The 21,070-nt window shown below is 65.1% G+C and carries 20 protein-coding genes; 10 read left to right on the top strand and 10 right to left on the bottom strand.

The genetic code is table 11. From position 1 onward, the window contains the following. Positions 1-3 precede the first annotated feature (3 nt). The 3 genes from ACTJKQ_RS23635 (at position 4) to gloA2 (ending at position 2,741) form a co-directional block, all read left to right on the top strand. On the top strand, positions 4-1,065 hold the full coding sequence (locus ACTJKQ_RS23635) for an ABC transporter ATP-binding protein (protein ID WP_056744052.1): 1,062 nt from the start codon (positions 4-6) through the stop codon (positions 1,063-1,065). Positions 1,066-1,338: 273 nt separating this feature from the next. Beyond that, the gene (glk, locus tag ACTJKQ_RS23630; protein ID WP_056744054.1) at positions 1,339-2,316 is read left to right on the top strand and encodes a glucokinase; all 978 of its coding nucleotides are present in this window, start codon (positions 1,339-1,341) and stop codon (positions 2,314-2,316) included. After that, positions 2,313-2,741 (top strand): SMU1112c/YaeR family gloxylase I-like metalloprotein, encoded by a 429-nt coding sequence (gene gloA2 / locus ACTJKQ_RS23625; RefSeq protein WP_440598271.1) that lies wholly within the window; start codon positions 2,313-2,315, stop codon positions 2,739-2,741. Before glk ends, gloA2 begins: the two co-directional genes overlap by 4 nt. Before the next feature lie 86 nt (positions 2,742-2,827). Here the strand turns inward: gloA2 and ACTJKQ_RS23620 are convergent, their stop codons facing one another. From ACTJKQ_RS23620 to ACTJKQ_RS23595, 6 genes are all read right to left on the bottom strand, one after another. Then, positions 2,828-3,832, bottom strand: a complete 1,005-nt coding sequence (locus tag ACTJKQ_RS23620; RefSeq protein WP_440598270.1) for a transketolase family protein — start codon at positions 3,830-3,832, stop codon at positions 2,828-2,830. After that, positions 3,829-4,683 carry a transketolase gene (locus tag ACTJKQ_RS23615; RefSeq protein ID WP_260666331.1) on the bottom strand — a complete coding sequence of 285 codons (855 nt, stop codon included), beginning with the start codon at positions 4,681-4,683 and terminating at the stop codon, positions 3,829-3,831. Before ACTJKQ_RS23615 ends, ACTJKQ_RS23620 begins: the two co-directional genes overlap by 4 nt. A 36-nt stretch (positions 4,684-4,719) precedes the next feature. Then, positions 4,720-5,979 carry a TRAP transporter large permease gene (locus ACTJKQ_RS23610; protein ID WP_440598269.1) on the bottom strand — a complete coding sequence of 420 codons (1,260 nt, stop codon included), beginning with the start codon at positions 5,977-5,979 and terminating at the stop codon, positions 4,720-4,722. A 29-nt stretch (positions 5,980-6,008) separates the two neighbouring features. After that, positions 6,009-6,524, bottom strand: a complete 516-nt coding sequence (locus ACTJKQ_RS23605) for a TRAP transporter small permease (protein WP_440598268.1) — start codon at positions 6,522-6,524, stop codon at positions 6,009-6,011. Between the two features lie 83 nt (positions 6,525-6,607). Then, a complete protein-coding gene (locus ACTJKQ_RS23600) occupies positions 6,608-7,594 on the bottom strand; it encodes a TRAP transporter substrate-binding protein (protein ID WP_099731178.1) in 987 nt (328 codons plus the stop codon). 44 nt (positions 7,595-7,638) lie between these two features. Continuing rightward, entirely contained in the window at positions 7,639-8,388 is a 750-nt protein-coding gene (locus ACTJKQ_RS23595) for an SDR family NAD(P)-dependent oxidoreductase (protein ID WP_099731177.1), read from the bottom strand. A gap of 177 nt (positions 8,389-8,565) precedes the next feature. On the opposite strand from ACTJKQ_RS23595, the gene ACTJKQ_RS23590 reads away from it, so the two are divergent. Beyond that, positions 8,566-9,450: a LysR substrate-binding domain-containing protein gene (locus tag ACTJKQ_RS23590; RefSeq protein ID WP_440598267.1), complete on the top strand. Its 885-nt coding sequence runs from the start codon at positions 8,566-8,568 to the stop codon at positions 9,448-9,450. Positions 9,451-9,508: 58 nt separating this feature from the next. Here ACTJKQ_RS23590 and zwf read toward each other — a convergent pair whose 3' ends face one another. Next, the gene (gene zwf / locus ACTJKQ_RS23585; protein WP_440598266.1) at positions 9,509-10,963 is read right to left on the bottom strand and encodes a glucose-6-phosphate dehydrogenase; all 1,455 of its coding nucleotides are present in this window, start codon (positions 10,961-10,963) and stop codon (positions 9,509-9,511) included. A 176-nt stretch (positions 10,964-11,139) separates the two neighbouring features. Between zwf and pgi the strand changes: the two genes are divergently transcribed. The 3 genes from pgi to ACTJKQ_RS23570 all read left to right on the top strand — a co-directional run bounded on the left by pgi (position 11,140) and on the right by ACTJKQ_RS23570 (position 14,625). Beyond that, entirely contained in the window at positions 11,140-12,708 is a 1,569-nt protein-coding gene (pgi, locus tag ACTJKQ_RS23580; RefSeq protein WP_440598265.1) for a glucose-6-phosphate isomerase, read from the top strand. Positions 12,709-12,821: 113 nt separating this feature from the next. Continuing rightward, positions 12,822-14,063: an AGE family epimerase/isomerase gene (locus ACTJKQ_RS23575; protein WP_440598264.1), complete on the top strand. Its 1,242-nt coding sequence runs from the start codon at positions 12,822-12,824 to the stop codon at positions 14,061-14,063. Positions 14,064-14,133: 70 nt separating this feature from the next. Continuing rightward, positions 14,134-14,625 (top strand): N-acetyltransferase family protein, encoded by a 492-nt coding sequence (locus tag ACTJKQ_RS23570; RefSeq protein ID WP_440598263.1) that lies wholly within the window; start codon positions 14,134-14,136, stop codon positions 14,623-14,625. Positions 14,626-14,673: 48 nt separating this feature from the next. On the opposite strand, the gene ACTJKQ_RS23565 is transcribed toward ACTJKQ_RS23570, so the two are convergent. After that, complete coding sequence (locus tag ACTJKQ_RS23565) at positions 14,674-15,603, bottom strand: SMP-30/gluconolactonase/LRE family protein (protein WP_440598262.1); 930 nt, start codon at positions 15,601-15,603, stop codon at positions 14,674-14,676. Between the two features lie 98 nt (positions 15,604-15,701). Between ACTJKQ_RS23565 and edd the strand changes: the two genes are divergently transcribed. From edd to ACTJKQ_RS23550, 3 genes are all read left to right on the top strand, one after another. Then, positions 15,702-17,471, top strand: coding sequence for a phosphogluconate dehydratase (edd, locus tag ACTJKQ_RS23560; RefSeq protein WP_440598261.1), 1,770 nt, complete (start codon positions 15,702-15,704; stop codon positions 17,469-17,471). Next, positions 17,462-18,118: a bifunctional 4-hydroxy-2-oxoglutarate aldolase/2-dehydro-3-deoxy-phosphogluconate aldolase gene (gene eda, locus ACTJKQ_RS23555; RefSeq protein WP_056058486.1), complete on the top strand. Its 657-nt coding sequence runs from the start codon at positions 17,462-17,464 to the stop codon at positions 18,116-18,118. The genes edd and eda overlap by 10 nt, the downstream gene beginning before the upstream one ends. 229 nt (positions 18,119-18,347) lie before the next feature. Next, on the top strand, positions 18,348-18,647 hold the full coding sequence (locus ACTJKQ_RS23550; protein ID WP_015012623.1) for a DUF805 domain-containing protein: 300 nt from the start codon (positions 18,348-18,350) through the stop codon (positions 18,645-18,647). A 129-nt stretch (positions 18,648-18,776) separates the two neighbouring features. Here ACTJKQ_RS23550 and groL read toward each other — a convergent pair whose 3' ends face one another. Beyond that, complete coding sequence (groL, locus tag ACTJKQ_RS23545) at positions 18,777-20,429, bottom strand: chaperonin GroEL (protein WP_108498884.1); 1,653 nt, start codon at positions 20,427-20,429, stop codon at positions 18,777-18,779. A gap of 98 nt (positions 20,430-20,527) precedes the next feature. Continuing rightward, entirely contained in the window at positions 20,528-20,818 is a 291-nt protein-coding gene (locus ACTJKQ_RS23540; protein ID WP_056058492.1) for a co-chaperone GroES, read from the bottom strand. Positions 20,819-21,070 lie beyond the last annotated feature (252 nt).

The raw sequence follows: 21,070 nt of genomic DNA, 5'->3' as shown, positions 1-21,070 counted from the left end.
ATCATGGCTTCTTCATTGGATATCGCAGGCATCAACAAGCGCTTTGGCAAGGGCGACAAAAGCGTGGAGGTGCTGCGCAAGGTGGACATCCACGTCGCGCCCGGCGAGTTCCTCATCCTGGTCGGCCCTTCGGGCTGCGGCAAGTCCACGCTGCTCAACATCATTGCGGGGCTCGATGAACCCACTGAGGGCGAGATCCGCATTGGCGGCAAGAACGTGGTGGGCATGCCCCCGCGCGACCGCGACATCGCCATGGTGTTCCAGAGCTATGCGCTGTACCCCACACTGAGCGTGGCCGACAACATCGGCTTTGCGCTGGAGATGCGCAAGATGCCCAAGGCCGAGCGCCAAAAGCGCATCGACGAAGTGGCCGCCATGCTGCAGATCAGCCACCTGCTGGACCGCCGGCCCAGCCAGCTCTCGGGCGGTCAGCGCCAGCGTGTGGCCATGGGGCGGGCGCTGGCGCGCCAGCCGCAACTGTTCCTGTTCGACGAGCCGCTGTCCAACCTGGACGCCAAGCTGCGCGTGGAGATGCGCGCCGAAATCAAGCGCCTGCACCAGGCCAGCGGCATCACCAGCGTGTACGTCACACACGACCAGGTCGAGGCCATGACGCTGGGCTCGCGCATTGCGGTGATGAAGGGCGGTGTGGTGCAGCAGCTGGGCACGCCGGACGACATCTACAACCGCCCGGCCAACACCTATGTGGCCACCTTCATCGGCTCGCCCACCATGAACCTGCTGCGCGGTGCGGCCACGGGGGGGCAGTTTGGCATCCAGGGCGCAGCGTTGAACCTGGCAGCCCCCGCCAGTGCCAACGAGGTGCTGCTGGGCGTGCGCCCCGAGCACCTGGTGATGCAGGAGACGGCCCCGTGGCGCGGCCGCGTCAGCGTGGTGGAGCCCACGGGCCCCGACACCTATGTGATGGTGGACACGGCCGCAGGCAGCGTCACGCTGCGCACCGACGCCCAGACCCGCGTGCAGCCCGGCGACGCCGTCGGCCTGGCGGTAGAGCCCGCCAACGCCCACTGGTTTGACGCCAGCAGCGAGAATCGGCTGGCGTGAGCCGCGCGGCGCAAGCGCTGCCGGATCGTTGCATGTAGTGTGCTGTCCCGCAAATAGCTGCACATGAAATCGCGTCCTCACCCCCAGGGCTGCGTTGCAAATCCTCGCGATAGCGACGGCTATCACTGCGGTTTGCGCCTTGCTCTGGGCGCGATGTCATCGATTTCATTTCGTGCAGCTATTTGCGGGACAGCACACTGGTTGCTATTGAAACAATAGCTGCTAGCGCATGTTCTACTAGCGCTGGCAGCTGTTTTTGCTTAAAAACACCGCATGACACCCCTGCGCCTGCTGGCCGACATTGGCGGCACCAACATTCGCCTGGCCTGGCAAGACCAGCCCGATGGCCCCCTGCACGACACCCGTGTGCTGCCCTGCGCACAGTTCCCCACGGTGGACGCCGCACTAGCGGCCTACCTGGCCGAAGTGAACATCGCCACCCCGCGCGAGGCGGCGTTTGGCATTGCCAACCCGGTCACGGGAGACGCCATCCGCATGACCAACCACAGCTGGAGCTTCTCGCAGCGCGCCGTGCGCGAGGCCTTTGGTTTTGAGCGGCTGGTGGTTATCAACGACTTCACCGCACTCGCGCTGGCGCTGCCCCTGCTCACTCCCGAGCAGCTGCGCCCCGTGGGCGGCGGTGTGGCCGTGCCGGGCGCTGCGATTGCGCTGCTGGGCCCGGGCACGGGCCTGGGCGTGTCGGGCCTGGTGTTTCCGCCCGGCTCGAGCCTGGGGGTGCCGCTGTCCGGCGAGGGCGGCCATGTCACGCTGGCCGCGCAGACCCAGCGCGAGTTCGATGTGCTGGGCATTCTGCAAGAGCGCTACGGCCACGTGTCGGCCGAACGCGCCGTGTGTGGCGCCGGGCTGGTGGACCTGTACCACGCGCTGCGCCGGCTGGCCCAGCGCGGTGGCAAGGAAGTCAGCTCCGCCGCGCAGGTGACCGAGCTGGCGCTGCAGGCCAACGACCCGCTGGCGCTGGAGGCGCTGGAGCTGTTCTGCGGCTTTCTGGGCAGTGTGGCGGGCAACCTGGCGCTCACGCTGGGTGCGCGCGGTGGCGTGTACCTGGGCGGCGGCATGGTGCCGCGACTGGGCACGTGGTTTGACCAGTCCCCGTTCCGCGCACGGTTTGAATCCAAAGGGCGCTTCCAGTCCTATCTGGCGACCATTCCCTGCTGGGTCATCGACCCCAGCGCCACGCCCGCGCTGTTTGGCGCATCGCGCGCGCTGGACATTGCGGGCTCGGACGCATGAGCAGCAACAGCGCACCGCCGCCCATGCTCCGCCCCACCGGCGTGCACCATGTGGCCATCATCGCCAGCGACTACACCCGCTCCCGCCGCTTCTACACCGAGGTGCTGGGCCTGCAGGTGGTGCACGAGCACTACCGCGCCGAGCGGCAGTCGTTCAAGCTGGACCTGCAACTGCCCGATGGCACGCAGGTGGAGCTGTTTTCCTTTCCTGAACCGCCTGCGCGCCCGTCCTACCCCGAGGCCTGTGGCCTGCGCCACCTGGCCCTGCGCGTGGCCGACATGGCGGCCAGTGTCGCTACCCTGGCGGCACATGGCGTGGCCGTGGAGCCGGTGCGCCCGGACCCGTTCACCGGGGCGCTGTTCACCTTTTTTGCCGACCCGGACGGGTTGCCGATCGAGCTGGTGGAAGAGGGCAGGGCGCGGTAACCTGCACATCGCTGCAACGCCACAGCAACACGGAGTGGCCATTGCGCTGGCGCAGAGAGTGCGGACCTGCCCCCCTGGATACGGCCCTATGTCAACCACGCCTTGACGCGCGCCGACAACGCCTCGGTGCTAATGCCGTAGCGGTCGTGCAGCGTGGGCAGGGCCCCCGCATCCAGGTAGGCATCGGGCAGCCCCGCCAGACGGAACCGCGCGGGCTGTACGCCTTTCTGCAGCAGCGCGCTGGCCACAGCCTCGCCCAGGCCGCCAACCATCGAATGGTTCTCGGCCACCACCACCAGGCGCGGCTTGCGCTGCACCTCGGCCAGGATGGTTGCGGTGTCCAGGGGCTTGATGGTGGGGCAGTGCAGCACGCCCACGCCGATGTTGTCGGCCTGGAGCGCCTTGGCCACCTCTAGCGCGCGCATGGTCAGGAAGCCGCTGGAAATGATGAGCACCTCGTCGCCATCCATCAGGCGCTTTGCTTTGCCCAGTTCGAACTGGTAGTCGTATTCGTCCAGTACCAGCGGCACATTGCCGCGCAGCAGGCGCATGTAGACGGGGCCGTTGTGCGCCGCCATTTGCGGCACGGCCTGCTCGATGTCGAGGGCATCGCAGGGGTCGATGATGGTCAGGCCCGGGATGCCACGCATCATGGCGATGTCTTCAGTGGCTTGGTGGCTGGGGCCATAGCCGGTGGTCAGGCCGGGCAGCGCGCAGCACATCTTCACGTTCAGATTTTCTTCGGCAATCACCTGGTGGATGAAGTCGTACGCGCGGCGCGTGCCAAACACGGCGTAGGTGGTGGCGAAGGGAATCAACCCTTCTTTGGCCATGCCGCCCGCAGCGCCCATCAGCAGCTGCTCGGCCATCCCCATCTGGTAGAAGCGCTCCGGGTAGGCCTGCGCAAACAGGTGCAGGTCGGTGTACTTGGCCAGGTCGGCGGTCATTCCCACGATCTCGGGGCGGGTGGCGGCCAGTTCGACCAAGGCCTTGCCAAACGGTGCGGCCTTGACGCGCTGCCCCTCGCCCGCGATGGAGGCGATCATGGCGGAGGTGGTCAGGCGCGGTTTTTTCTCGGCAACGGTGTTCATGCGGCGGCTCCTTCGGGGGCGTTCTGGTCGAGGATGGCGAGGGCCTGCTGCCACTCGGGCGGATCGACACGGATGAAGTGGTTCTTGTCACGCGTCTCCAGGAAGGGCACGCCCTTGCCCATCAGCGTGTTGAACAGGATCACACGCGGCTTGGGCCCTGTCAGATTTCGCGCGGTGTCAAAGGCCGCCAGTACGGCAGCCAGGTCGTTGCCATCGACACGCTGCACATGCCAGCCAAAGGCCAGCCACTTCTCGGCCAGCGGCTCGAAGCCAAGCACTTTGCTGCTGGGGCCGTCAGCTTGCTGGTTGTTGATATCCACCAGACAGATCAGGTTGTCGAGCTGGTGGTGGGCCGCCGACATGGCGGCCTCCCAGGTAGAGCCTTCGTCCAGCTCGCCGTCGCTCATGGAGTTGTAGACGAACGCGGGATTCTTTTTCTGCTTCAGGCCCAGCGCCATGCCCACACCGATCACCAGGCCCTGGCCCAGCGAGCCGCCCGAGATTTCCATGCCCGGTGTGTATGTGGCCATGCCGCTCATGGGCAGGCGGCTGTCGTCGCTGCCGTAGGTTTCGAGTTCGTCCTGCGGGATCACGCCTGCTTCGATCAGCGCCGCGTAGTGGGCGATGGCGTAATGGCCGTGCGACAGCAGGAAGCGGTCCCGCCCCTCCCAGGTGGGGTCTTGGGGCTGCAGGTTCAGCGCGTGGCCGTAGGCCACGGCCAGCACATCGGCCCAGCCCAAGGCCTGGCCGATGTAGCCCTGGCCCTGAACCTCACCCATGCGAACGGCGTAGCGGCGGATGCGATGGGCGCACCGGGCCAGCGCCTGCAGTTTGTCTGCGGCGGAAGTCATGGAGTTCTCCTGTGTGAAAGCGGGGAAGAAAAGCGGTCAGCGAAGGATCGAGGCCGGCACGTAAGACACCAGCGCCAGCACCAGGAAGGCAACGAAGTAGAACGGCCCCAGCTCGCGCACCGTCTGGCCCACCTTGACCTTGGCCAGCGCGCTGGTGATGAACAGCGTGGTGCCCACGGGCGGGGTGTACAGGCCCACAGCCAGGTTCACCACCATCATGATTCCCAGCTGCACCGGGTCCATGCCAATGCTTTCGGCCAGGGGCAGGAACACTGGGGTCAGCAGCAACACGGCGGCGGGCAGGTCGATGAACATGCCGATGAACAGCATCAGCAGGTTCATGATCAGGATCACGATCCAGCCCTGGCTCACGTTCTGCTGGATCCAGTGGGCCACGCCCGTGGGCATCTGGTCGTAGGTCAGCAGCCAGCCGATGGCGGCAGAGGCCATGATCACCAGCAGCACCACGCCGGTCGCCAGGCCCGCATGCACCACGGCATCGTTCAGGCGCTTGAGCGACAGGTCGCGGTACACCACCACCGACACCGCAGCGGCGTACAGCGTGGACAACACGGCCACCTCGGTGGGTGTGGCAATGCCAAAGCGCAGGAACAACACGATCAGCACCGGCAGCAGCAGCGCGGGCGACGAGTACAGCAGGTGCACGCGGAATTCACTCCAGTTGATGGGGGTGGTGTCGCGTGGGAAGTTGCGGCGCTTGCCGACCCACCAGCACATCAACATAAAGCCCACGCACATCAGGATGCCGGGCAGGATGCCCGCGACAAACAGTGCCGCAATGGAGGCATTGGCCGTCAGGGCGAACAGAATCATCGGGATCGAGGGCGGGATCAGGATGTCGATGGTGGCCGCTGCAGCCAGCGTGGCTGCAGAAAAAGCGGGCGGATAGCCCAGGCGCTTGTGCCAGGGAATCAGCAGCGAGCCGATGGCCGAGGCATCGGCCACGGCCGAACCCGACACGCCACCGAACAGCGTGGACGACAGCACGCCCACTTGCGCGGGCCCGCCGTGAAAGCGGCCGATCAGCGTGCTGAGCACGCCCACCAGCGCAGCCCCCAGGCGGCCGCCCATCATGAGCGAGCCGGTGAGCATGAAGAACGGAATCGCGATCAGCGGAAAGCTCTGCACCTGCGCCACCATCTGCTGCACCAGCAGATCCAGCGGCACACGGTCGGAGGTGGCGGCGGCAGCCATGGCCGCGACCAGCAGCGCATGGGCAATGGGCATGGCCAGCACGGCCGCACCGAGAAAGACAAAAAGAATGAGGGCGCTCATGGTGAGTTCCTTGGCAGGGGTGGCGGGGCTTACCAGTGCGCCTCGGGCACGGCGGTCTCGGCATCGGGGGCGCTGGGCACCGGCGGGGTGGCCCAGGCGTTCCAGGCCGACTTGAGCGCCAGCAACGCCAGCATCACCAGTCCACCCATCACGCAGCCATAGGTGAGCGACCCGGGCACCTGCAGGATGGGCGACTTCTCGTCGTGCACGATCTCCAGCATCTGAAAGGTGGCCCGGGCGAGCGTGCCGTACAGCGCTGCCACCACCAGCCAGCTGCCGATGGCCGCCCAGCGGCGCAGCGCGGGGGGCATGGCGTCCATCAGAAAGCTGGTGGTGATGTGGGCACCGTGCGCTGCCGCCAGCACTACGCCAGACATGACCAGCCACGGAAACAGCAGCTCCGGCACCTCATTGGCCCATTGCAGGCTGGTGCCGGTGGCGTAGCGCAACACGGTGTTGGCCACCAGGACGATGAAGATGACGGACGTGCTGATCCACAGCAGCACTCGGCATACGCCGACAACGGCCCATTCGATGAGGTTCATCGGGAGACTCCTTGGGCTGCAGGGCCGGGGCCCGTGCAGCGGCTTCGGGGAAATGAGGACAGGCGCCGCAGCGCCCCGAACGGTCAGCGCGCGGCGGCGATGACTTTCTTGAGGTACGGGCCGATGGGCGTGGTCAGCCACTTGGCGTCCACCGCAGCCGTGGCCTTGGCAAACGCGGCCTTGTCCACCGTGGTCACCTGCACGCCCTTGGCCTTGAGGTCGTCCAGCAGCTTGTCGTCGGCCTCTTGCGACATCTTGCGCTGCAGTGTCGTGGCCTCGGCAGCCGCTTCGGTCACGGCCTTACGGTCGGCGTCGGACAGGCGGTCCCAGGTGCGCTTGCTCATCAGGAACGGCGTCATCTGGAACATGTGGCTCGTCAGTGCCAGGTGCTTTTGCACTTCGTACAGCTTGCTGGCGTGGATGTTGACCAGCGGGTTCTCCTGCCCATCGACCACGCCCTGCTGCAGCGCCACGTACAGCTCGGCAAACTTGATCTGCTGTGCCTCGGCACCCAGCGCTTGCATGATGTCCACCAGCACTGCGTCAGGCGGGGTGCGCATCTTCAAGCCCTTCATGTCTTCGACCTTGGTGATGGGGCGTTTGCTGTTGGTCATGTGGCGGATGCCGTTGTCCCAATAGCCCAGCACCACCATGCCCTTGTCGGCCGACTTCTGTGCCAGCTCTTGGCCCAGTGGGCCGTCAAGCAGCTTGAACGCCTGCGCGGGGGTGGAGAACATGAACGGCATGCCGTAGGCGGCGTACTCGGGCACGGCCACCGACACGGCGCCTTGCGAGTTCGCCGTCATGTCCAGCGCGCCGGTGCGCACGGCCGTGACCATGGCAGCGTCGTCGCCCAGCTGGGCGGAGGGCGCCACCTGCACCTCGATGCGGCCTGCGGTCTTGGCCTTGAGGGTTTCAGCGAATTTGACAGCGGCCTCGTGGCGCGGATTGCCGGGGGCAGCGCCATGGCCCAGCGTGAGCTTCATGGTCTGCGCCTGCGCGAGCCCGGGCAGTGCCACCGCCAAAGCAGCGGCTGTCAGCAGGGTGCGGGTGAAGGTTTTGCGTTGCATGGTTTGTCTCCTGGTTTATGTTTGTTGAGAGGTCGTGAGGGCGGTCAGTGGATCAGCATGCCGCCGTTCACATCGAGCGTGATGCCGGTGCAATAAGTCGAAAGCGGGCTGGCGAGAAACACGCAGGCTCCGGCAATGTCATCGGCCCGGCCCAGGCGGGCGAGTGGAATGGTTTCCGCGATCTCGGCCTTTTTCTCTTCGGTCAGCTTGCCCTTGATGATGTCCGTGCCGATCAGGCCGGGGGTGATGCAGTTGACGCGGATGTTCTCGGGACCAAACTCGCGGGCCATGGCGCGGGCCAGGCCCAGCACACCTGCTTTGGCGGCCGAGTAGTGGGGCCCGCCCAGAATGCCGCCGCCGCGCTGGGCCGACACCGACGAGATGCAGATGATGGAGCCGCTTTGCTGTGCACGCAGCGTGGGCAGCACAGCCTGGGACATGTACAGCGTGCCACGCAGGCTGACGTTGAGAATGCGGTCGTAGTCGGCGCCCGTGATCTCCAGCGTCTTGACGGGCTGGGTGATGCCCGCGTTGTTGACCAGCGTGTCGATGCGGCCGAAATGGGCATACACCTGGGCGGCGGCGGCATCGCACGATGCTTTGTCGGTCACATCGGCCACCAGGCCCAGGTGGCCCTCGCCCAGCCGCGCGGCGGCGCCTGCGGGGTCGGCGGCTTCGAGGTCGAGGATGGCGACTTTGGCGCCTTGCTCGGCCATCAGGCGGGCGGTGGCAAACCCGAGGCCGTTGAGTCCCGCCCCTCCGGTAATGATGGCAACTTGGTTCTTGAGCAGCATGTGTTTTGTCTCCTGTGGTGTGAAGGTGCAGGAGACTTGCACGCTGCCGGTGAGGGCGGCTGTCGAAGCGGTGTCTCCTGTTCTGGGAGCCGATTCTCAAAGCCGCTCAAGATGATGACAAGCGATGAATCATCAGCGTAAGATGACATTCCGTCATCTAACGTCAGGGTTCACCCCATGCCCACCTTGCCGCCCATTGCCAATCTGCAGGCCTTCGAGGCCGTGGCACGCCGCCGCAGCTTTGCACTGGCAGCGGCGGAGTTGAACCTCACGGCCTCGGCCATCAGTCACCAGGTTTCGCGACTGGAGGCACAGCTGGACATCCGCCTGTTCGAGCGCAGCGCCCATGGGGTGCGCCTGAGCCCTGCGGGCGAGCATTACCTGATGCACGTGGGTGCCGCGCTCAACGCCATTGCCACGGCCACGGACGATTTGCGGCACGGCATCCGCAACAGCCTGTATGTGCATTCGGCGCCCAGCATTGCTAGTCTGTGGCTCATGCCGCGCCTGCACCACTTTGCGCAGGCCTACCCGGAGATATCGCTCAACCTCTCGGCCGCTCACACACCCAGCGATTTCGCGCTCGGCCAGGCCGACATCGACATCCGCTACGGCATTCCGCAGTGGGGCGATCTGGTGGTGGAGCCGTTGTTTGAGGAGGCGATCGTGCCGCTGGCCAGCCCGGCCTTCATCAAGGCGCACAAGCTCAAGCGCGCGGAGCAGCTGCTGGAGCTGCCGCTGATCCAGAGCAACGTGAGCATCGTGCAGTGGTCAGACTGGTTTGGCCGGTTCGCCAAGGTGCGGGCGCCCGACCGTTTCTCCCTGCGGTTTGACCGCGCCCAGATGTCCCTGGACGCCGCCACGCAGGGCCTGGGCGTGGCGCTAGAGAGCGCCGTCAACGCGGGTGGTCACCTGGCCGATGGCAGGCTGACGGCCCCGTTCGGCATGGACCAGGCCGTGCGGGTGAAGGCGCATTTTGCGGTGTACCCCGAGCGGCACGCCAAGCGCCCGGCGGTGGAGGCTTTTTTGTCGTGGCTGCACAGCGAGGCTGCACAGACCTAAGAAAACAAGGCCACGCGACCGAGGCTGCGAAGGTCTGCAGCCGCTGGACGCGAGGCTCTCACATCTCCTCGCTCCAGCAATACCCGTCGCGCGCAATCATCGCGCTGGCTGCACGCGGGCCCCAGCTACCGGCAGGGTAGGGGCGGGGGCCTGCCGGGTCGTTCTTCCAGTATTGCAGGATGGGTTCCACCCAGCGCCAGGCTTCTTCCTGCTCGTCGCTGCGCACAAACAGGTTCAGGCGGCCGGCGATCACGTCGAGCAGCAGGCGCTCGTAGGCGCCCACGCGTTCGGTGCCAAAGCGCTGGTCAAAGTCCAGGTTCAGGTGCACCTGCGACAGCGCGGGCTCGGTCTGGTGCTGGGCGGCGCCCTGCGCCATCAGGTGCAGCTCCAGTCCGTCCTTGGGCTGCAAATTGATCACCAGCCGGTTGGCGGCGCCTGCGGGCGTCTTGAAGATGGGGTGGGGAACGGGGCGGAAGTTGATGACGATGTGCGCATCGCGCCCCGCCAGCCGCTTGCCGGTGCGGATGTAGAACGGCACGCCCGCCCAGCGCCAGTTGCTGATCTCGGTGCGCAGCGCCACAAAGGTTTCGGTGGTGCTGCTGGCGGCCACGCCTTTCTCTTGCGCGTAGCCGGGCACGGGCTGGCCCTGGTGGTTGCCGGCCGCGTACTGCCCACGGATCACGTGCTGGCCGATAGTCTCCAGCGTCCAGGGCTTGAGCGACTGCAGCACCTTGAGCTTTTCGTCGCGGATCGCGTTGGCGCTGGAGTTGATGGGGGGCTCCATGCCGATCGCGCACAGCAGCTGCAGCGCGTGGTTCTGCACCATGTCGCGCAGTGCGCCGGTCTGGTCGTAGAACGCGCCGCGCGACTCCACACCCAGCTCCTCGGCAATCGTGATCTGGATGTTGGCAATGGTTTCGCGGCGCCACAGGGGCTCGAACAGCGCGTTGCCAAAACGCAGCGCAAACAGGTTCTGGACGGACGGCTTGCCCAGGTAGTGGTCGATGCGGAAGACCTGCTCTTCCTTGAGCACGCGGCGCAGCGTGTCGTTGATCGCGCGGTTGGACTGCAGGTCGTGGCCCAGGGGCTTTTCCAGCACCACGCGGGTGGTGGGGCCGTTCAGGCCCACGGCGGCGATCTGCTCACACACATTGGTGAACAGGCTGGGGGCTGTGGCCACATACATCACCACCGAGTCGGCTCCGCGCGCCTTCAGCGTCTCGGCCAGGCACTCGTAGTCCTGGGTTTTGGACAAGTCCATGCGCAGGTAGTGCAGCAGCGCGGCGAAGCGTGCAAACTCGTCCGGGCTGGGGCGCTTGGCCAGCTCCACGCTGTCGAACCGCGACTGGATCAGGCTGCGGTATTGTTCGTCGCTCAGGTCATCACGTGCCACCGCGATGATGCGCCCCCCCTCAGGCAGCGTGCCATGCCGAAAGGCCTGAAACAATGCGGGCATGAGCTTGCGCCAGGCGAGGTCGCCGGTGCCGCCGAACAGGACGAGGTCAAAACTCATGGTGTCTCCGTGATGGGGTGGTTCGTTTTGTTGCGTGGGATTGTAATCACGTTACATGATTTTCTAAAGAGGAGTGCCTTGTATCTACTGCTTGTAACCCAAAAGAACCTGTTAATAGGTCACTTTGTCGTGTAATCAAGTTACTATCTCGGCGCTTTTTTCACCTTACCCGTTTGATGACCATGCCTCTCCGTTGCGACCAGTCTGCGCTGTGGCCCCAGTTGGCCGCCCACTACGCCTCCCACGGCCAGCACCTGGACATGCGCCAGGCGTTTGCGCAGGATGCCCAGCGGTTTGCAGCCTTCAGCCAGTTGGCTCCGCATGTGTTTGCTGACCTGTCCAAGAACCTGTGGGACCGCGATACCGAAGCCCTGCTGCTGGATCTGGCCCGCGACTGCGGCCTGGTGCAACACCGCGATGCGATGTTTGCAGGCAAGGCCATCAACACCACCGAAAACCGCGCCGTGCTGCACACGCTGTTGCGCCGCCCTGCAGGCGTGGACCTGCCCGGTGACGTGCCCGAGACCGCACAGCGCCTGGCCGACGTGCACCACACGCTTGAGGCGATGCTGCAGTACGCCGAGCAGGTGCGCAGCGATGCCGCCATCACCGACGTGGTGAACATTGGCATCGGCGGGTCGGACCTGGGTCCGCACATGGCCGTGCGCGCGCTCGAAGAGTTCCGCATCCCTAGCAAGCGCTTTCACTTTGTGTCAAACGTGGACGGGCACGAGCTGCACCACGTGCTCAAGGGCCTGCGGCCCGAGAGCACGCTGTTCCTGGTCGCGTCCAAGACCTTCACCACGGCCGAGACCATGACCAACGCGCGCTCGGCACTGGCGTGGTTTGGTGCCCAGGGCGGGCGCGATGTGGCCCGCCACTTTGCGGCGCTCACCACCAACATCGAGGCTGCAGCGGCCCTCGGCATCACCACCACCTTCGGCTTCTGGGACTGGGTGGGCGGCCGCTACTCGCTGTGGTCGGCCATTGGCCTGCCGATTGCCATCGCGATCGGTGCCCAAGGCTTCCGAGATTTCCTTGCGGGCGCGCACGCCATGGACGAGCATTTCCGCACCGCACCGCTGGCGCAGAACCTGCCGGTGCGCCTGGGTCTGCTCGATGTCTGGTACCGCAATTTCCACTGCTTCACCAGCCGCTGCATCGCGCCGTATCACGCCGCGCTGGGGCGCTATTCGGCCTACCTGCAGCAGCTGGAGATGGAAAGCAACGGCAAGCGCGTGGCGCAAGACGGCAGCACGCTGGCCTGCGTCACATCGCCCGTGCTGTGGGGCGAGCCCGGCACCAACGGCCAGCATGCGTTCTTCCAGATGCTGCACCAGGGCGCCGATGTGCTGCCGCTGGAGATCGTGGCCGTGCGCAAGGCCTCGCACCCGCTGCCCGGCCACCAGCAAAAGCTGCTGGCCAACGCCCTGGCGCAGACGCAGGCGCTGATGGCAGGCAAGGCCAGCGACGACGGCCACCGGCACTTTCCGGGCAACCGCCCCAGCACGCTCATGCTGCTCGAATCACTCACCCCCACATCGCTGGGCGCGCTGATTGCACTGCAGGAGCACCGCGTGTTTGTGAGCGGCAGCCTGTGGGGCATCAACAGCTTTGACCAGTGGGGCGTAGAACTGGGCAAGGTGCTGGCCAAGGACCTGGAGGCGCGGCTGGAGAGCGGTGATGTGGCGGGGCTCGATGGCTCCACCGCTGGCCTGCTGGGCTTGCTACGCAGCCCTGCCTGACCTTCACGGCACAGCAAAGTCCTCGGGGTCGCTCTGGCGGAGGACCGGGCGCCCTGCCGGCAGAAGCCGGCACAGTTTCTGGTCGACAGCTAACGCATCAGGAGACACTCCCCATGGCGATTCCGCACTATCCGGACTTCCGCTCCGCAGCCTTTTTGCGCCAGCATCTGCGTGACACCATGGCGTTCTACGACCCCGTGGCCACCGATCTGAGCGGCGGGCAGTTCCACTTTTTTCTGGACGACGGCACGGTTTACAACACGCACACCCGCCATCTCGTCAGCGCCACCCGTTTTGTTGTCACGCACGCCATGCTCTACCGCACCACGGGGGAGGCGCGTTATCAGGCGGGCATGCGGCACGCGCTCACGTTCCTGCGCACCGCGTTCCTCGACCCCGCCACGGGCGGCTACGCCTGGCTGATCGACTGGCAGGATGGCCGCACCACCGTGCAAGACGCCACGCGCCACTGCTACGGCATGGCCTTTGTGATGCTGGCGTATGCCCGCGCTTACGAGGCCGGAGTGCCCGAGGCCCGCGATTGGCTGGCTGAGGCTTTTGAAACTGCCGAACAGCACTTCTGGCAACCTGCCGCAGGCCTGTATGCCGACGAGGCCAGCCCTGATTGGCGGCTGACCAGCTACCGAGGCCAGAACGCCAACATGCACGCCTGCGAGGCCATGATCTCCGCCTTCCGCGCTACGGGCGAGCGTCGTTACATCGAGCGTGCCGAACAACTCGCGCAAGGTATCTGCCAGCGGCAGGCCGCGTTGTCCACCCGCGCCCTTGCGCCCGCTGCCGAAGGTTGGGTGTGGGAGCACTTCCATGCCGACTGGTCCGTGGACTGGGACTACAACCGCTATGACCGCAGCAACATCTTCCGCCCCTGGGGCTACCAGATCGGCCACCAGACCGAATGGGCCAAGCTGCTGCTGCAACTCGACGCCTTGCTGCCCGCCGAATGGCACCTGCCGTGTGCGCAGCGCCTGTTCGATACCGCTGTGGAGCGGGGCTGGGATGCCGAACACGGCGGCCTGTACTACGGCATGGCGCCCGACGGCAGCATCTGCGACGACGGCAAATACCACTGGGTGCAGGCCGAGAGCATGGCGGCTGCAGCGGTGCTTGCTGTGCGCACGGGGGATGCGCGCTACTGGCAGTGGTACGACCGCATCTGGACCCACTGCTGGGCCCACTTTGTGGACCACGAACATGGCGCGTGGTTTCGCATCCTGCACCGCAACAACCGCAACACCACCCGCGAGAAGAGCAATGCGGGGAAGGTGGACTATCACAACATGGGGGCGTGTTATGACGTGTTGGGAGCGCTGGGGCTGGGGGCTGAGAAGGGCTGACCGGCAGCGAGTCGCCCTGACGACGTAAGCTCACCCCATCGGAACCATCCGGTCCAGCAGGAGAGGAAACATGGAAGTCGGTTTGCTGACCCCGGCGCAACAGGAGCAGATGGTGGACTTGCTGCTTGCGCTGCATGATCACTACCACCCGGGCCGTGCGCTCGACCGGGTCCTTGTGCGCAACCACCTGTTGGACAACCTGTGCGGACCCCACTCTCAGATTCGACTTGTGACGGCAGAACTCGGCGGCGAGTTGTTGGGGTTTGCCGCCATTTACCTGGTGTATTCGTTGGTGGAGCCCGAGCCCGCCCACCAACGGCAGTGTGTACTTAAGGAGCTGTTTGTTTCTCCGCACCATCGGAGCCAAGGTATTGGCCTGGCTTTGATGCAATGGGTGGCGCGATACGCGCTGGACAACGGCTGTGGCCGCATCGATTGGTCGGTCAAGTCGTCCAACGCCCGGGGCATTGCGTTTTACGAGAGCCTGGGTGCAAGGTTGGTCAGTGACCGCCTCAGCTATCGGATCGTGCGCGAGGAGATCGGCGCGTTGGTGGGCTGGTGATGGAGCGCTGGCCTTTGTGCCCCACTGTGACCAGTTGCTCGGCGCTTTTCACACCTTGAAGAAATTCACCGGCAGCCCAGCCACTTCGACCTGCATGCTGAACAGCGACCCCGCTGCAACCGCTGCCTGCTGTTCTTGAAGAGGCCTTCCCGCCCGCGCCGACGTAATGAACAGCGTCCGCAAATCCTCCCCTCCAAAACACACCATGGTCGGACACTGCACCGGCACGGCAATGCGCTGCAGCACCTCACCCGCTGGCGAAAGCTGCAACACACACGCGCCTTCGTACATCGCCACCCAGTAGTTGCCTTCCACATCCACCGCCGCGCCATCGGGCCGCCCACCGTACGGCTGGCCGTCCACCTTGCGGTCGAACTGCACCCAGGGGCGGCGGTTGGTGATATCGCCCGTGGCCACCTCAAAGTCGAACTGGTCGATGCGGTGCTCCGGCGTGTTGGACCAGTACATCGTGCGGTTGTCGGGGCTGAAGGCCAGGCCGTTGGCGGTGAAGTTGTCGCCTGCCATGTGACGCACACGGTAGCTGGTGGCGCTGGCCGGGTCGGCCTGTAGGCACCACAGCGCCGCATTCGGTGCGGTGCGGGGCGTGATGACCGAGCCCGCCCAGAAACGGCCTGCGGTATCGCAGCGGCCGTCGTTCAAGCGCAGGACCGCGGTGTCATGCTGCTCGGGCGGCAGCAGGGCCAGGCAGCTGAGGGCGGTGGGGTCTGCGCTGTCCTTGGCCGTATCCAGAAGATAGAAACCGTTTCGTAACCCAATTACCAATCGCCCATCGGTCGCAGGCGTGCAGCAGCCGGGCTCGCTGGGCATGCGCCACTGCCGGTGGTGGCCGCTGTCAGGATGCCATGCGTGTACCGCTTGTCCCTGAATGTCACACCAGTAAAGGGATTTTTCCGTGGGGTGCCAGAAGGGGGATTCACCCAGTTCGGAAGGCGGCAAGGGCAAGGTTTGCAGGGACATGGGTTGAATTGGGGTGGTTATCGAGTTACATTCTAGGGCCTCAGATAACGACCCTGGCGCAATGCACGGGGTCCTGCCACCCACCGATGGAGACTTCCATGCACCCAGTTGTAGCGCGCGTGACCGAGCGCATTGTCCAGCGCAGCGCAGACACCCGCGGCGCCTACCTAGCCGGCGTTGACGCCATGATCGCCCGCAAGCCCGCACAAGACCGCATGGGCTGTGCGAACCTGGCCCACGCCTACGCGGCATTGCCGGGATCGGACAAGTTCAAGGTCACGGTCGAGAAGGCGCCCAACATCGGCATCGTCACGGCCTACAACGACATGCTCTCGGCGCACCAGCCGTACCAGGGCTACCCCGCTATCCTGCGTGATGAGGCCGCCCAGCTCGGTGCCACGGTGCAAGTGGCCGGTGGCGTGCCCGCCATGTGCGATGGTGTGACGCAGGGTACGCCCGGCATGGAGCTGTCGCTGTTCTCCCGCGATGCCATTGCCATGGCCACTGCGGTAGCGCTGTCCCACGATGTGTTCGATGGTGCGCTGCTGCTGGGCGTGTGCGACAAGATCGTGCCCGGCCTGCTGATCGGCGCGCTGCACTACGGGCATCTGCCCTGCGTGTTTGTGCCCGCAGGCCCCATGGGCACAGGCCTGTCGAACAAGGAGAAATCCAAGGTGCGCGAGCAGTACGCACAAGGCCTGGTGGGCCGTGACGAACTGCTCAAGGCCGAATCGGCCGCGTACCACAGCCCTGGCACCTGCACGTTCTACGGCACGGCCAACAGCAACCAGATGCTGCTCGAAGCCATGGGCCTGCATGTGCCCGGTGCAGCGTTCGAGTCGCCCGGCAGCGAGGCGCGCGAGGCCTTCACGCGCCAGGCGCTGCGCACGGTGCTCGACATCGGCAAGCGGGGCAACCGCTTCACCCCTATCGGCAAGCTGGTGGACGAGCGCTGCATCGTCAACGCCATGGTGGCCCTGCTGGCCACGGGCGGCTCCACCAACCACCTGATCCACTGGGTGGCGATTGCGCGCAGCGCGGGCATCCTGATCGACTGGACGGACTTTGACGAACTCTCGTCGGTGGTGCCTCTGCTGGCCCGCGTGTACCCCAATGGCGATGCCGATGTGAACCAGTTCCAGGCGGCAGGCGGCCCGCCCTGGATCCTGCGCGAGCTGCTGGCGGGTGGCTTGATGCACCCTGACGTGATGAGCGTGAACGCGGGCGGCATTGCCGATGGCGGCAAGAGTGCCCCGGCGGTGTCGGGCGACACCTCGGTGCTGCGGCCTGTGAGCGAACCCTTCTCACCCACCGGCGGGCTGCGCCTGCTGCAAGGCCGTCTGGGCCGCGCGGTGATCAAGGTGTCGGCCGTGCCCGAAGACCGCCACATCGTCCAAGCCCCAGCGCGAGTTTTTGACTCGCAAGAAGCCCTGCTCGCCGCCTTCAGCGCGGGCGAGGTGAACCAGGACATGGTGGCCGTGGTGCGCTTTCAGGGCCCGCAGGCCAACGGCATGCCCGAGCTGCACAAGCTCACGCCCCCGCTGGCAGTGCTGCAGAACCAGGGCTTCCAGGTGGCGCTGGTCACCGACGGCCGCATGAGTGGCGCCTCCGGCCGCGTACCGGCCGCGATCCACGTCACGCCTGAGGCCCTGGCCGGTGGCCCGCTGGCCAAGGTGCGTGATGGCGACATCGTGCGGGTGGATGCGGTGGCTGGCACGCTCGATGTGCTGGTGGACGACGCCGAGTGGGCCGCACGCGCCTCGGAGCCCTGCAGCGCCCCATCACCCATCGGCTTCGGCCGCGAACTCTTCACCAACTTTCGCCGCCACGCAGGCGGTGCCGAACAAGGAGCCTGTACATGGCTGTAACCCCTGCTTCCGCCCCCATGAATCCCCTCGACATCGCCAGCCATGGCCCGGTCATCCCTGTCATCGTGATCGACCGCGTGGAAGACGCGCTGCCCCTGGCCGAGGCCCTGCTGGCCGGTGGCGTGAAGGTGCTGGAGGTGACGCTGCGCACCGCTGCCGGTCTGCCCGCCATCGAAACCATCGCCCGCCATCTGCCCGAAGCTGTGGTGGGTGTGGGCACGGTGCTCAACGCCGATGACGCGCGCCGCGCGAGCGAAGCCGGTGCGCGTTTTGCCGTGAGCCCCGGCTACACCTCGGCCGTGGGCAGCGCCTGCAAGGGCCTGAACCTGCCATTGCTGCCCGGTGTGGCCACGTCCAGCGAGATCATGGCGGCGCTGGCCGATGGGTTCTCGTTCCTCAAGCTCTTCCCGGCCGAGGCCGTGGGCGGCATCCCGCTGCTCAAGTCCTGGGCCAGCCCGTTTGGCCAGGTGAGCTTTTGCCCCACGGGTGGCATCACCAACGCCACTGCCTCCAACTACCTGGCACTGCCCAATGTGCGCTGCGTGGGCGGCTCATGGCTTACGCCCACCGATGCGGTGCGCGCGGGAGACTGGGCGCGCATCACCCAGCTGGCGCGCGACACCCAGGCATTGCGCAAGGCGGCTTGAGGGGCTCTGGGCGCTGGGTTTGCAGCCAAAAGCGCCTGGTGCGCTAGTGCAATATGCACTAGCAGCTATCAAAATAAGAGCAAAGGAGGCACTGACACCGTGGCGCCAGCGTTACGGTGTCTCTGCTGCGCGCGCCGAGTTGGCTGGACTTGTCGCAGCGCCCCTCTATCATGGCCACGCGGGGATACCCCGTGACCGAGCAACGATTGTTCAAGAGAGGGAATTCGCTATGGATTTTGTTTCGGCTGTCAAAAGCTGCTTCGCGCAGTACGCAGGGTTTTCGGGCCGTGCTCCACGCTCCGAGTTCTGGTGGTTTGCGCTGTTCCAGCTCGGGGTGCTGGTGATTGCCACCATGATCAGCCAGGTGCTGTATGGCATTGCCGCGCTGGCCCTGCTGTTGCCCGCGCTGGCCGTGGGGGCTCGCCGCTTGCACGATATTGGCCGCTCCGGCTGGTGGCAGCTGCTGTCCCTCACCGGTATCGGCACCCTGGTGCTGATTTACTGGTGGGTGCAACCCAGCGGGGAGTAAACCCATGGCAGGCCAGTGTCCCGAGTTGGCCCCATAGAAAAAACAAAAGCCCGCAGACCGTAAGGCCTGCGGGCTTTTGTGTAGTGGGCTGCGCAGTCAGCACGGGGCTGCTGCGCAGGGGGCAGGCAATTACATGCCCATGCCGCCCATGCCACCCATGCCGCCCATGTCGGGCATGCCGCCACCAGCTGGGGCGTCATCCTTCGGGGCCTCAGCCACCATGGCTTCGGTCGTCAGCAGCAGCGATGCCACGGAGGCAGCGTTTTGCAGAGCGGTGCGGGTGACCTTCGTGGGGTCCAGAATGCCCAGTTCGAGCATGTCGCCGTAGGTGTCGTTGGCAGCGTTGAAGCCAAAGTTGCCCTTGCCAGCCAACACTGCGTTCACCACCACCGAGGCTTCGCCACCGGCGTTGTTCACGATTTCGCGCAGAGGAGCTTCCACTGCCTTCAGCACCAGCTTGATACCGGCGTCCTGGTCAGCGTTGTCGCCCTTGATCGAGTCGCCCACAGCTTGCTTGGCACGCAGCAGAGCCACGCCGCCACCAGCCACAACGCCTTCTTCCACAGCTGCACGGGTAGCGTGCAGTGCGTCTTCCACGCGGGCCTTCTTTTCCTTCATTTCGACTTCGGTGGCAGCGCCCACCTTGATCACGGCCACGCCGCCAGCCAGCTTGGCCACGCGCTCTTGCAGCTTTTCGCGGTCGTAGTCGGACGTGGCTTCTTCGATCTGCACGCGCACTTGCTTGACGCGGGCTTCGATGTCAGCGGCAGCGCCAGCGCCGTCGATGATGATGGTGTTTTCCTTGCCCACTTCGATGCGCTTGGCTTGGCCCAGGTCGGCCAGAGTAACCTTTTCCAGGGTCAGACCGACTTCTTCAGCGATGACCTTGCCGCCCGTCAGGATGGCGATGTCTTCCAGCATGGCCTTGCGGCGGTCGCCGAAGCCAGGAGCCTTCACAGCCACAACCTTCAGGATGCCGCGGATCGTGTTGACCACCAGCGTAGCCAGGGCTTCGCCTTCGACTTCTTCAGCAATGATCAGCAGGGGACGGCCAGCCTTGGCAACTTGCTCCAGCGTGGGCAGCAGGTCGCGGATGTTGCTGATCTTCTTGTCGAACAGCAGCACGAAGGGGTTGTCCAGAATCGCAGATTGCTTTTCGGGGTTGTTGATGAAGTAGGGCGACAGGTAGCCGCGGTCAAACTGCATGCCTTCCACGACGTCCAGTTCGCTGTCCAGCGACTTGCCGTCTTCCACGGTGATCACGCCTTCCTTGCCAACCTTGTCCATGGCGTCAGCGATCAGCTTGCCGATGGTTTCGTCGGAGTTGGCGGAGATCGAACCCACCTGGGCGATTTCCTTGGAGGTGGTGGTGGGCTTGGAAGCCTTCTTCAGCTCGGCGACCAGGGCCGTCACAGCCTTGTCAATACCGCGCTTCAGGTCCATCGGGTTGATGCCGGCGGCCACGTACTTGAAGCCTTCGCGCACGATGGCTTGTGCCAGCACCGTAGCGGTGGTGGTGCCGTCACCAGCGTTGTCGCTGGTCTTGGAGGCCACTTCCTTCACGAGCTGGGCGCCCATGTTCTGCAGCTTGTCCTTGAGTTCGATTTCCTTGGCCACGGACACACCGTCCTTGGTCACGGTAGGGGCGCCGAACGAGCGCTCCAGCACCACATTGCGGCCCTTGGGGCCCAGCGTGACCTTGACCGCGTTGGCCAGGATGTTCACGCCTTCAACCATGCGAGCGCGGGCTTCGCCGCCGAAAACTACGTCTTTTGCTGCCATTTTGGAGCTCCTGAAAATTTGATTCAAATTGGCTGCTGGTGCTTATTCAAAAAGCACCAGCAGCTATGAAAAGATGAGTGATTCAGAGGGGAGAGAAATTACTTCTCAACCACTGCAAACAGGTCGTCTTCCTTCATGACCAGCAGCTCGTCGCCCTTGACCTTGACGGTCTGGCCCGAGTACTTGCCGAACAGAACGCGGTCACCGACCTTCACGTTCAGGGCGAGCACTTCGCCCTTGTCGTTGCGCTTGCCGGGGCCAACGGCCAACACTTCACCTTGATCGGGCTTTTCAGCGGCGTTGTCAGGGATCACGATGCCGGAGGCTGTCGTGGTTTCGCTTTCAATACGCTTGACGATCACGCGATCGTGCAGAGGGCGAAGGTTCATTGCAATGCTCCTGTTTTCAGTAAAAAAGCTGAGGGACTCAATCAGCCCCGGCCATCCGGGGCCACCAAACTGCCAGCAGGGAGTGCGGTGTTAGCACTCGTCTGCGGTGAGTGCTAATGATACGGGCATTTGTGGCCATTTCAAGACACCCCCTCAGAACATGGGGGCGAAGGCTTTGTCTCCCTGTTCTTGCGGAACGCCACTCTACTTTCGTTTTTTCGCCATTCAACTTTAGATTTTGGTGACTCGCTA

This window comes from Acidovorax sp. 22279 (genome assembly GCF_052045435.1).
GTDB lineage: Bacteria > Pseudomonadota > Gammaproteobacteria > Burkholderiales > Burkholderiaceae_C > Acidovorax > Acidovorax delafieldii.
This window is presented reverse-complemented; position numbering and strand designations above follow the sequence as displayed.